Origin of the sequence: uncultured Roseibium sp. (assembly GCF_947499295.1) — a bacterium.
Lineage (GTDB): Bacteria > Pseudomonadota > Alphaproteobacteria > Rhizobiales > Stappiaceae > Roseibium.
This window is the reverse complement of sequence record NZ_CANMNP010000004.1, coordinates 201,925-214,282: the sequence shown is the minus strand read 5'-3', so window position 1 is coordinate 214,282 and position 12,358 is coordinate 201,925. Positions and strand designations below refer to the sequence as shown.

General features: G+C 52.7%; 12 protein-coding genes. 11 read left to right on the top strand and 1 reads right to left on the bottom strand.

Features of this window, described 5'->3' with window-relative positions:
• Window positions 1-372 precede the first annotated feature (372 nt).
• The 9 genes from Q0835_RS09330 (at window position 373) to Q0835_RS09290 (ending at window position 9,271) form a co-directional block, all read left to right on the top strand.
• On the top strand, window positions 373-558 hold the full coding sequence (locus Q0835_RS09330) for a Flp family type IVb pilin (RefSeq protein ID WP_298960549.1): 186 nt from the start codon (window positions 373-375) through the stop codon (window positions 556-558).
• 149 nt (window positions 559-707) lie between these two features.
• Entirely contained in the window at window positions 708-1,214 is a 507-nt protein-coding gene (locus tag Q0835_RS09325) for a prepilin peptidase (protein WP_298960547.1), read from the top strand.
• Window positions 1,215-1,458: 244 nt separating this feature from the next.
• Window positions 1,459-2,226 carry a Flp pilus assembly protein CpaB gene (gene cpaB / locus Q0835_RS09320; RefSeq protein WP_298822134.1) on the top strand — a complete coding sequence of 256 codons (768 nt, stop codon included), beginning with the start codon at window positions 1,459-1,461 and terminating at the stop codon, window positions 2,224-2,226.
• A gap of 38 nt (window positions 2,227-2,264) precedes the next feature.
• Window positions 2,265-3,671 (top strand): type II and III secretion system protein family protein, encoded by a 1,407-nt coding sequence (locus tag Q0835_RS09315; protein ID WP_298822135.1) that lies wholly within the window; start codon window positions 2,265-2,267, stop codon window positions 3,669-3,671.
• Between the two features lie 10 nt (window positions 3,672-3,681).
• Window positions 3,682-4,395 carry a CpaD family pilus assembly protein gene (locus Q0835_RS09310; protein ID WP_298960544.1) on the top strand — a complete coding sequence of 238 codons (714 nt, stop codon included), beginning with the start codon at window positions 3,682-3,684 and terminating at the stop codon, window positions 4,393-4,395.
• Window positions 4,396-4,403: 8 nt separating this feature from the next.
• Complete coding sequence (locus tag Q0835_RS09305) at window positions 4,404-5,711, top strand: CpaE family protein (protein ID WP_298960541.1); 1,308 nt, start codon at window positions 4,404-4,406, stop codon at window positions 5,709-5,711.
• 29 nt (window positions 5,712-5,740) lie between these two features.
• Entirely contained in the window at window positions 5,741-7,243 is a 1,503-nt protein-coding gene (locus Q0835_RS09300; RefSeq protein ID WP_298960538.1) for a CpaF family protein, read from the top strand.
• A gap of 17 nt (window positions 7,244-7,260) precedes the next feature.
• A complete protein-coding gene (locus tag Q0835_RS09295; protein ID WP_298822140.1) occupies window positions 7,261-8,280 on the top strand; it encodes a type II secretion system F family protein in 1,020 nt (339 codons plus the stop codon).
• Between the two features lie 10 nt (window positions 8,281-8,290).
• Window positions 8,291-9,271 carry a type II secretion system F family protein gene (locus Q0835_RS09290; RefSeq protein ID WP_298822141.1) on the top strand — a complete coding sequence of 327 codons (981 nt, stop codon included), beginning with the start codon at window positions 8,291-8,293 and terminating at the stop codon, window positions 9,269-9,271.
• Between the two features lie 292 nt (window positions 9,272-9,563).
• On the opposite strand, the gene Q0835_RS09285 is transcribed toward Q0835_RS09290, so the two are convergent.
• On the bottom strand, window positions 9,564-10,370 hold the full coding sequence (locus Q0835_RS09285; protein WP_298822142.1) for a tetratricopeptide repeat protein: 807 nt from the start codon (window positions 10,368-10,370) through the stop codon (window positions 9,564-9,566).
• Window positions 10,371-10,532: 162 nt separating this feature from the next.
• On the opposite strand from Q0835_RS09285, the gene Q0835_RS09280 reads away from it, so the two are divergent.
• Window positions 10,533-11,927 carry a M17 family metallopeptidase gene (locus tag Q0835_RS09280; protein WP_298960535.1) on the top strand — a complete coding sequence of 465 codons (1,395 nt, stop codon included), beginning with the start codon at window positions 10,533-10,535 and terminating at the stop codon, window positions 11,925-11,927.
• A gap of 59 nt (window positions 11,928-11,986) precedes the next feature.
• On the top strand, window positions 11,987-12,337 hold the full coding sequence (locus tag Q0835_RS09275; protein ID WP_298822144.1) for a MarR family transcriptional regulator: 351 nt from the start codon (window positions 11,987-11,989) through the stop codon (window positions 12,335-12,337).
• Window positions 12,338-12,358 lie beyond the last annotated feature (21 nt).

Genomic DNA, 12,358 nt, shown 5'->3' with positions numbered 1-12,358 from the left:
AGCAATCACTCCCGTCGTGCAAATCTTGTAGAATGAGATTACGGAAATTTATTTGAATTATTTTGAGACGTTATTCTGTGAAAATAAATACGACAACCCCTCAGATGTTGATTATAAAGTAAACTGTGATTTTTACTAAATAAGTATCCAGAAGAATTTGAATATTAAATGATTCATATTTTGAATTAACTGTTTTTTATCTATACCCATTATTAACTATAGATGTATTTGTGGCGACTATCGCAAAGATAGGTGTCAAATTTAACTGGTTGGAAAGCTCTCTGTCCTAGGGTGAGCTTATGTCCGATCGGACTAACAAAAGATCCGGCGGGCTTTTGAAGCTGTCAACTAAGTGGTACTTGGAGCAAACACATGAAATCTCTTATCAACCGTTTCGCAAAAGACGAATCTGGCGCAACTGCAATCGAATACGGCCTGATCGCTGGCCTGCTGTCCATCATCATTCTTGCTGCTGTGACTGCAACCGGTACGTCTCTGTCCGCTATCTTCACGTCTATCTCGACAACTCTGAAGACTGCAGACACCGCCATCAAGTAATGGATCGGAACGGCGCTCATGGCGTCGACGTCTTGAAACGTGAAACGGGCGGTTTTCCGCCCGTTTTTCATTTGATCCGCCCTTTGCGCGTTCTTAACGAATGTCTGGGATCTTTGGTCCGATGAAAAAACTGTACTAATGGGTTCGATATGATCCAAGCAGCTGTTCTAGTGATTTTCCCGATGTTGGTTGCCTTTGGAGGTATCTCGGATCTGTTGACAATGACGATCCGGAACCGTGTTGCTATTTTGCTTGTCGCCGGATTTTGCATCCTGGCGCTTGCGACAGGGCTACCTATGCAGGCTTGGGGTTTGCACGCACTAGGAATGGCTGTGTTTTTCGTCCCTTGTTTTGTGTTTTTTGCATTCAACTGGATGGGTGGTGGTGACGTGAAGTTCATTAGTGCCATTGCACTCTGGATCGGATTCACACCTGAACTCGCCGCGTTTGCAGTACTTGTTGCCATATATGGAATGGTCTTGACCGTCGGAATGTTGCTGATGCGACAAAAACTGATCGTGCCGACTGTTCTTTTTCAGCAGGATTGGTTTGCGCGTTTGCATGATAGCAAAAGCGGTATCCCTTACGGTGTTGCGATTGCGATCGCTGGTCTGCAGATCTATTCGCACACAGCATGGTTCAAGCTGATCGGCTAAGAGAATCAGATCCTTCTGATCCGCAATTTTCTTCTTCAAATTAGTTTTTCGAGAATTTCGCAAGTGAAAATCATGCGTGATTTTTGGCTTTTGAAGTGCAAAATGCACTCTTTTAATAAGTTATTTAGTAAAGTTAACGGAAATTAACCAAAAACATGCAGATCTGGTTAACCATGTTTTGACCAATTCACCCGCACACTACGCGAGGTAGCGCAAATGCGCAGTGAATTTTTGGGTATTGGTCATGAAACTGGCACGCATATTTGTTTTGGCAATCGCTGTGGTTGCCGGCTTCATCGCTTTCCGTTTGGTCATGTCCTCTGGTGGCGATAGTGAACCGCAAATCGTTCAAGAGCCTGTTTCAGAAAAGAACTCCAAGGTTCTGGTCGCCGCAAAAGACATAAGCCTGGGCGGAAAACTAACGGAAGAAGATCTTTCGTGGGCAGCTTGGCCGGAAGACGCGATACCGCTCGGGGCCGTCACCGAAAAATCGAATCCTTCTGCCGACAACGAATATCAGGGGCGAATCGCACGAGTGCCGATTTTCGCTGGAGAACCTGTGCGCCCCGAAAGACTGATCAATACGGATAAAGGTTTCATGGCAGCGATCCTTCCGAAAGGAAAGAGAGCAATCGCTGTCAGCGTGGAGGCTGAAACCACTGCAGGCGGGTTCATTTTACCAGGTGACAAAGTAGACGTCATTCTGACGCGATCATCGGATTCTGGCGGTGCTCTGAGTGAGACTATCCTCGAAAATATCAGGGTTCTGGCAATCGACAGCACAACTGCTGGCGAACAGGATCAGAAAAACCTTTCGCCAAAGAAGACTGCGACTCTCGAACTAACTCTATCTGAGTCGGAAATCATAACGCAGTCGCAGCAAGTCGGAACGATCGATCTGGCGCTGCGGAGTGCCCAAGATTCGGCAGATGATGCGGAAGCGGACAATTCCAGGCGCCGAGGCGTAAGCTACGTGAAATATGGCGTAACAAGCCAGGCAGGTGCGCAATGAAACCCGGTCACAACAGAACGTCCAGTGTGAGGGGCGCAATGAAAAAGCAGATAGTCAAATTTGCAGCGGCAGCATTGCTGTTGGGAGCTTCGGTTGCGATGCCGGCAAGTGCGTCGCTGGCCGAAGGGAACTTTCCGAGCCAGGTCCATATCGCGGCGGGCGAAAGAGCAAGCGGACGCATTCTGAATGTAGGTGTCGGACGCTCCGTTGTCGTCAATCTTGCAGAAGATGCTGCTGATGTTCTGGTGTCCAATCCGGAAATTGCGGATGCGGTTCTCAGAACACCACGCAGGATTTTCGTAATCGGCAACACGGCGGGACAATCAAGACTGGTTCTCTTCAGCCGCAGCGGTCGCGAACTCGCAAGCTTCAATATTCGTGTTGAAAAAGATACCTCCGATCTAACCCGGATCATTCAAAAGCTTATCCCCGGGAGCAAGATCTCCGCAGAATCAGTGAATGGAAATGTGATTCTGAGCGGTTCGGCAAAGAGCACTCTAGAAGCCCAACAGGCGGCTGATATTGCGACAAAGTTTCAAGGTGCTAGCTCCGCTACTGAAGTAGTCAATCTCATTGCGGTTGAAGGCAAGGATCAGGTCCACTTGAAGGTGACGGTTGCCGAAGTCGAACGCACCATCATCAAGCAGCTCGGAGTTCAATTTTCCGGTTCCGTTGGAACCGGAAATTTCGCCCCGTTCTTTTCGAGCCTTCCAAACTTTACCGTCAACCCTTCTATCGTCAACCAGGCCACGGGCGGGACACAGTTCATTAGTGGGTCGAGCAATATCACGGCCCAGGTTCAAATGCTTCAGCGTGAAGGCGTCATTCGGACGCTAGCAGAACCTACGTTGACGGCAATCTCCGGCGAGAACGCAAGCTTTCTGGCAGGCGGTGAATTCCCGATCCCGATTTCGCAGGACGACGGTGAAATCTCGGTAGAATTCAAGAAGTTCGGTGTGGGCCTCGATTTTACCCCCGTTGTTCTCTCTGGCGGCAGAATTAGTCTTCGCGTCAAAACCGAAGTCAGCGAACTCAGCAACGAAGGAGCTGTCTCCGCAGGCGGCATCACAATTTCCGCACTGAAAGTTCGGCGCGCTGAATCGACCATGGAACTGCCATCAGGTGGAACTCTGGTTATGGCGGGCTTGCTTAAGGAAACTTACTCGCAAGCTGTCGAGGGGGTGCCGGGTTTGATGCAAATTCCGATTCTCGGTGCGCTTTTCAAAAGCCGTGACTTTTTGCGGGATCAAACCGAGTTGGCGGTTTTCGTAACTCCCTATGTGGTTCGTCCTGTGGCTGCGAGCAAAATGGTGCGCCCAGACAAGAACCTTATACCTGCGTCCGATGCAGAGACGATTTTCTTGAACCGGTTGAACAAAATCTACAACCCGACTGGTGACGTGGCCGGCACGTATCACGGCCAGGTCGGCTTCATCTACAAGTGAGGACGGACGGATGAGTACACAAACGAAAGTCCGGTTTGCAACCGTATCAAATCCTGTTCTTGTCTTCCTCGGTTGTTTGACGATCGCGGGTTGCCAGAGCCAGTCACAAAATCCGGACGGCCTTTTGGCATCCAACGATTATCGTCTGCGCCACCCAATTGTGATCACCGAGGAGCCGGAAACCCTCGATCTTCCGATCGGTCGAAACACACGAAATCTCTACGGCCCAATCGAACACACGATTTCTGCTTTTGCGGTGGAATCCCGTAACAAAGGCAATGGTGTTGTCGAAATTCTGGTGCCTTCAGGTGGTGCAAACGACGTCGCAGTTCATGCTGTGACGCCCAGCATCCGGAAAGCCCTGCAAAACGGTGGATTGAGCCGGTCAAAGATCAGTACACGCACTTATGCTGTACAGGACCCTTCTGCGGATGCACCAATTCGACTTTCTTACGCGCGAATGCAGGCAACAGCTGGAAAATGTGGCGCCTGGCCGAGAAACATCGGCGGCGGTATCGGTGAAAACACTGACTACGAAAATTTTGGCTGTGCATCCCAGGCGAACCTGGCAGTGATGGTCGACAATCCGTCTGACCTGATCACGCCAAGAGCATCGACACCTTCTGATCAGGCGCGCCGAGCTGTTGTCTTTGAGAACTACCGCGAAGGCAAGAAGACTGCATCTGAATTTGAAGAAGGTGTCGGAGCTTCTGTTTCCGAATAGGTGAAAGTATGAGCGCTAATCAGGATTTCAACGATATGGCCGGATATCTCGAGGCTGCGTCAACGCCGTTCGAACAGCAGCAAACGGTAAATGAAGAAGGCATGCAAATAGGTGCCATACCCCGGATAACCGTCCACGCCTTCTGTCTCAGTGATGCCACCATGCGGGTTGCGGAAGCTGCGATGGAAGATCGGCGTATGTCCAAGGCGCATCTGAAACTTGATTCTGGCGGAATTCCGGCAGCAATTTCAACGTTCGAGCAAGCGCCGACGCCCAATCTGATCATTGTCGAAACAATAGGTCAGCGTGAGGAACTGCTGACCAATCTCGACCATCTCGCTGAGTTCTGCGATGCGGGGACGAAGGTGATCGTGATCGGTGACGTGAACGATGTCACGCTTTATCGCGAGCTCATTTCAAGGGGAGTGAGCGAATATCTCATTGCACCGGTAAGCGTATTTCAGCTGATTGGATCGATCGGCAACCTCTATGCCGATCCGGAAGCAGAGCCGCTGGGAAGAACGATCGCCTTTTTTGGTGTGAAAGGTGGATGCGGCTCCTCGACCGTTGCCCATAACGGCGCCTGGTCGCTTGCCCGCAGTTTCCAGACTGAAGTTGTTGTGACAGATCTGGATTTGCCCTTTGGCACAGCGGGTCTCGATTACAACCAGGACCCGTTGCAGGGAGTTTTTGAGGCGGTCTCTTCGCCTGAACGCTTGGATGAGACCTTCCTTGATCGCATCTTGTCCAAATGCAGCGATCACCTGAGCCTTCTTGCTGCACCGGCAACACTTGAGCGCACGTATGATCAGAGCGAAAAGGCTTTCGAGCCGTTATTGGAAACAATGAAGTCAAGCGTTCCGCTCGTCGTACTTGACGTACCACACGTTTGGAACGCATGGGTCAAGGAAACGCTTCTGAGTGTTGACGAAATAGTTCTGGTCGCGGAGCCGGATCTTGCAAATCTGCGCAATGCTAAGAACACAGTCGACATGCTGAAACAACTGCGGCCCAATGATCGGCCACCGCACCTAATCATGAACAAGGTCAACGTTCCGAAGCGACCGGAAATCAAGCCCGAGGAGTTTGCCAGTGCGCTGGGACTTCAGGTTCAGGCATCCATCCCGTTCGAGCCGCAACTGTTCGGTACTGCGGCCAATAACGGGCAGATGATCGGTGAAATGGACAACAAGCATGCAATTGCACAGATGTTCGAGGACCTTGCGCAGTCGGTGTCCGGCAAGGCCCAGCCCAGCAAATCGTCGCGCTCAAGCCTCGGCGGTTTGTTGTCAAAACTGAAACGCAAGGCCGGATAACCGGTTTTCGACGGAGCAGATAGTTCGTTATGTTTGGAAGACGTGGCAGTTCATCGTCTGGACCTCAGACCCTCCGCCCGGCAGGTGTGCCAGGGTTGCAGGAAACACCTGTTCCGGCGCAAGAAACCGTTAGAGCAGAAGAACCTGCGCCGCGACAGGTCCAGCCTGAGCCGGCCGCCAAGCCGGTAGCAGCGGCCCCACCGCCTCCGCCGCCAGAACCCGCTCAACCGGCACCGCAAGCGCGGAAGAAAAATAGCGAGTACTACGAAACCAAGGCGCAAATATTCAATGCTTTGGTAGAGGCGATCGACCTGTCTCAGCTGGCCAGGCTGGATGCGGAAGATGCGCGCGACGAAATTCGAGATGTTGTAAATGACATCATCGCGCTGAAAAACGTAGTCATGTCGATTTCCGAGCAGGAAGATCTGCTGGAAGACATATGTAACGATGTTCTGGGCTATGGACCGCTTGAACCGCTCCTGGCGCGTGACGACATCGCCGATATCATGGTCAACGGCGCTCAGACCGTCTACATCGAAACGCAAGGTAAGGTGGAACAGACCGGTGTTTCGTTCCGCGACAATGCGCAGCTGATGAACATCTGTCAGCGGATCGTGAGCCAGGTTGGCCGCCGCGTGGATGATTCAAGTCCGATCTGTGACGCCCGTCTGCCTGATGGTTCTCGTGTCAACGTTATTGCCCCGCCGCTGGCAATCGATGGACCTGCACTCACCATTCGTAAGTTCAAGCGGGACAAGCTCACTCTGGATCAGCTGACCAAATTCGGGTCAATTACGCCGGAAGGCTCCACGATCCTGCAAATCATTGGACGGTCGCGATGTAACGTCTTGATTTCAGGTGGTACGGGGTCTGGTAAAACCACCCTGTTGAACTGTCTGACTGCGTATATCGAAAACACAGAGCGCATTATCACTTGCGAAGATTCCGCGGAATTGCAGCTGCAGCAGCCTCACGTTGTTCGTCTGGAAACGCGTCCGCCAAACCTTGAAGGTGAGGGCGAGATCACAATGCGCGATCTTGTAAAGAACTGTCTGCGTATGCGCCCTGAACGCATCATCGTGGGTGAGGTTCGTGGCCCAGAGGCGTTCGACCTCTTGCAGGCCATGAACACTGGTCACGACGGTTCAATGGGTACATTGCACGCCAACTCACCGCGTGAGGCTCTGTCGAGGCTTGAATCGATGATCACCATGGGTGGCTTCTCACTCCCGTCCCGAACTTTGCGGGAAATGATTGTTTCGTCGATCGACGTTGTTGTTCAGGCAGCTCGCCTGCGAGACGGCTCTCGCCGTATTACCCATGTGACCGAAGTTATGGGCATGGAAGGGGACATCATCACCACTCAGGATGTCTTCCTTTACGACATGATCGGTGAGGATCCGAACGGCAACATAATCGGTCGTCACCGTTCAACTGGAATCGGTCGCCCGAAATTCTGGGAACGCGCCAGGTACTTTGGCGAGGAAAGTCGTTTGGCTCAGGCGCTGGATGCGGCGGAAGTGCCCGAATAGGTAACGGAATACTGTCTATGTCTGGACTTGAAGAATTTCTTACGCCCGAAGTCACCGGTATCGCCGTTGCACTGCTTGTCATGTTTGCGGTTGGCGGGATCATTTATAGTCTTTTTCAGCCAACGCTTTCCGGCAGCAAGAAGCGCGATCAGCGTATCGAAGCTGTGGCCGCACGACCGCAAAACGAAAACCAGCGTAATCAGTTGCGCGACACGGATCGGCGAAAGAGATCCATTCAGGATCAGCTGAAAGACTTTGAAGAACGCCAGAAGTCCAAACAGGACAAACAGAAAAAAGTTTCTCTCAAAGTCCTGATAGAGCAGGCTGGCTTAAGCTGGGAAATGAAGCATTTCATCATCTTCAGCATAATCTCAAGTCTGATTTTCTTCGTGGTTTCTCTAATTGCCTCAGGGAACCTATGGATCGGGATTGCGTTTGCCTTTGCCGGACTGCTCGGCTTCCCGCGTTGGTATATCGGCAACAAACGCAAGCGTCGGTTCAATGCATTTCTCGATGAACTGCCGAACGGCGTGGACATCATTGTCCGCGGTGTGAAAGCGGGTCTTCCATTGAGTGACTGCATCAAAGTTGTGGCACGGGAAGCACGCGAGCCAGTTGCAACAGAATTCCGAAAGATTACGGAAACGCAGGTGATGGGTATTTCGCTCGGCGATGCGGTTGGCAGATTGCCGGATCGCGTGCCTGTTGCGGAAGCGAATTTCTTCGCCATCGTGGTGGCGATCCAGCAAAAGGCTGGTGGCGGACTGGCGGAAGCACTCAGCAACCTGTCCAGGGTTCTGCGTGGCCGAAAGGCGATGAAGCGGAAAATCAAGGCTCTCAGTGCGGAAGCGAAATCTTCTGCTGCGATCATCGGTTCTTTGCCCTTTTTTGTCGGCGGCATCATCTATTTCATCGCACCCAGTTACGTGATGATCCTTTTTGAAACTACGACAGGCAACATCATCATTGCCGGCGGCCTGATATGGATGTTCACGGGCATCATGGTCATGCGGCAGATGATCAACTTCGATTTCTAGGGGCGGCGACATGGATCTTGATACAATCGTTTCGACCCAATTTGCCGCCGCTGTCCTTGCGATGATCGCAGTCACCGGTACGATTTTCTCTCTCGTGATGCCGCTCCTGTCACGCGACACTTTGAAGTCGCGCATGAAGTCGGTTGCACTGGAGCGAGATCAGATGCGAGCGCGCGAGCGTGCCCGTCTTCAGGCAAATCAAGGTGATGCGAAAGCGGCATTGCGCAACCAGCCGAAGGCGCAGATGAAGAGCTTGGTTGACCGCCTGAATCTGAAAGAAATGCTCTCAGATGAGAACACGATCCAGAACCTCAGAATGGCGGGTTATCGCGGCTCAGCACCTCTCTATTACTTCCTGACGGCTCGAATTGCGTTGCCGCTCGTCATCTTCGTGTTTGCGACCTTCTATGCTTTCGTGGTCATGCCGGACACATTACCGGCATTCTCAAAACTTTGTTTTTGTATCGCCTTTGCCGGCGTTGGAGCGTTTGCGCCCAACATTTATCTCAAAAACAAGATCGATAAACGTAAACTGGTGATCCAACGTGCCTGGCCAGACGCGCTCGACTTGATGCTGATCTGTGTTGAATCCGGCATGTCTATTGAAGAGGGCTTCAGGCGTGTTGCCGAGGAAGTCGGCGTCCAGTCCGTTGAGCTGGCGGAGGAACTGACACTCACGACTGCGGAACTCTCCTATTTGAGTGACCGCCGCATTGCGTATGAAAACCTTGCCAAGAGGACTGGTGTAGACGGTGTGAAAAACGTGATGATGGCACTTATTCAGGCCGAACGTTACGGTACACCGATTGGCACCGCACTGCGCACCATGGCAGACGACACACGCGAACAGCGGATGCAGTTGGCTGAGCAAAAAGCTGCGTCCCTGCCGCCGAAGCTCACGGTTCCGATGATCATGTTCTTCCTGCCGGTCCTGTTCCTCATCATCATGGGACCAGCTGTGATCCAGGTTATAGAGACCTTCTCCGAATAGGTGCCAAGCCTTTGACTGAAAGCACTCCTGCGAGGCGCGTTCCATCAGAGTTGGAGCGCGCCTTCTTTGTGTTGTTGAACTGAGTACAACGTTCCTGGCTCTCTCTCGCAATGTTGAGAAATGCCGCCATTCGACACAGGTGTTGGATGGGCAGTCCTGATTTGCAAGCCGAACGATGCGGGTCTGTTGGATCTATCGTTGTTTGCTAGGTCCTAAAGGCAGAACAGGCGCCCAATATAGGACGCCCGTTTCAGGCTTAGGTTTCACACTTGGAAGTAAAAGGTTCTCGGCTTTAACCCTGTCGCTTTTTCATCATTTCCTGAAGATAAGCGATGTTGGCCTGTGCCTGCCGCGGGTCCAGTTCTGCCTGAGCGACTTGGATGGCTTCGTCGTATTTTCCCTGAATACCAAGCACCAACGCCAGGTTCTGACGAACGCGGCTATCTGCACCCGGCAGGGTCGAGGCACGGCGCAGCGTATATTCCGCATCCGGCAGCTCATTGGAAAGCAGATAGGAAAGTCCGAGATTGTTGAGCAAGGTCGGATCATCGGGTGCGATCTTCAATGCCTGCTTGTAAAGGCTGCGCGCCTTTGCGTGCTCGCCGGTCTGATCAAGTATGGCCGCCTGTGCAGACATCAGTTTCCAGTCCGGTGTTGCCGGTTGCTGTGCACCTTGCAGCACATTGAGTGCTTCACTGAACCGACCGTTCATGGCCAGAACTTTTCCATATGCAGATGCGATTTCACGATCCTTCGGGTGGGCTATCACACCACCGCGCAACACCGCCATTGCCTGCGGCATTTGACCATTCTGGCTGAGGGCATTGGAATACCCAAGAATTGCGGCCCGGTTTTTCCGGTCCTTCTCATAGGCTTGCGACCATTTGGAAACGGCAGCCCGCGCGGAACTTGAGCCAGGTGTCGTATAGTGACCGCCGTTGGCAGGGGAGTGCGTGCCTGTGTTGGACTTGTTGGATGCGCATCCTGCAAGCAGCACAACCGCGGTCATCGCCATCAGCGTGGCATTCAGGCGTGAGCGTCGTTTCACGGATCCGGTTCTGGGCGCGTGCATCTTCAACATCCTTGTTGTCCGCAGCATTCTCGTTTCCCTATGAGAAATAGATAATTAACCCTAATGGATGGTTAAGCGGCATTGCGAAATGCGAAAATGCTGGTCCTGCCTGGCATGATGTTGCACCCGCGTCCTCATCGTCCTAGGTCTTGTGGTTGAAGACCTGTCTCTAATTTCGGAGTGCCAGACGTGCGCCAGTGCCTCGTTCGCAATAGCGAAGTTAAAACTTCTACTCCCCTCATCGCGGTCACAGAGCAAAGCCTGCCTGGTATTCTGGCCGAGTTGGGGGACCCGGCCCGAGCCTGGTGCGAAGCCAACGATTACAGTGGAAAGGTATCTACCGTCCTGCTTGTTCCGTCCCAAAATGGCGGTTTTGCTGCTGTATTGTTTGGCGTACTGGAAGAGGGGTTGCCGCATGCCCTGGCGCTGGGAAGTCTCGCAAAAACTCTTCCCGCGGGAGATTACCATCTGGAGGATGACTTTCCGGATCCCGAACAGGCAGCTCTCGGGTTTGCGCTTTCCAGCTATTCCTTTGCTCGGTACCGCAGCAAGGATACCAATGAACGTCGCCTCGCAGTTCCCGATGCTGTCGATCTGGAACGAATCGGAACCATCCTTGATGGTGTTCAACTGACCCGAGATCTGATCAACACACCGGCAAACGATCTTGGTCCCGAGGAACTTGCAAAGGCAACAGCGGACCTTTTTGAGGCGCATGGTGGAAGCGGAAGGGTTGTCATCGGTGACGATCTTCTTGAGGAAGGCTTTCCGATGGTACATGCCGTCGGCCGGGCCAGTTCACGGGCTCCCCGTCTTGCCGATTTCAGCTGGGGTCGGGATGATGATCCCAAAATTACGCTTGTTGGCAAAGGCGTGATTTTCGACACGGGTGGATTGAACCTGAAACCCGGCTCTTCAATGAGCCTTATGAAAAAGGACATGGGCGGCGGGGCGAATGTGCTCGGGCTGGCATCCATGATCATGGGTGCTAAGCTGCCTGTGAGGCTTCGGGTGATAATCCCCTGTGTTGAAAATGCGGTCTCTGGTTCGGCCTTCCGGCCCGGCGACATTCTGCAAAGTCGAAAAGGCCTCTCGGTTGAAATCGGCAATACGGACGCTGAGGGCCGGTTGGTGCTCGGTGACGCGCTTACCCTGGCAGATGAAGACAAGCCCGACCTGCTTGTCGATATGGCAACGTTGACGGGGGCTGCACGCGTGGCCCTCGGTCCGGATTTGCCACCTTATTTCACCGACGATGAGGAACTCGCCGAGGATGTGGCGGTCTTCTCGGAAGCTGCCAGCGACCCATTGTGGCGCCTTCCGCTCTGGAAGCCCTACCTTAAGTATCTCGACAGCAAGATCGCCGACATCAATCACATAAACACGGTTGGAACAGGCTTTGCCGGTTCGATCACCGCAGCTCTGTTCCTGTCACGCTTTGTCGAAAACACCGAAAGCTGGATCCATTTCGACATTTACGGTTGGACGCCGATGGAAAAACCAGGAAGACCAGCGGGTGGCGAGGCTCAGGGCATCAGGTGTTTGTTCGACCTGATCACCGAAAAGTTCGCATCTGTAAAATAACGGCTCCGAAACGTTTTTGTGCTCTTATCGCTAAGAAAACGGGATGGAACCATTGATCCATGGCTGTCGATATTCGAGCGTCACAGGCGCTGAAATTGCTGCATGAAGTCAATCTGGCGCTGGTTCGCGACAGCGAACAGGATTTGTCTGCGCGCCAGATGACGATATTGCTCACCGTCTATCTGGAACCGCCGCCACATACGGTACGGGGACTTGCCGCGAAACTGAACGTCACAAAACCGGCCATCACGCGTGCACTCGACACGCTGGGGAGCATGCGCCTTCTCTCGCGGAAACGGGACGAAGCCGACAAACGCAATGTTATTATCACCCGTACGGTTGAAGGCGCGCTTTATTTGGAGCAGCTTGGAGATCTTGTGGTTGAAAAGGCCCAGGAACTGCCTCGCTGAATTTTGAAATCTGGCTCGTGT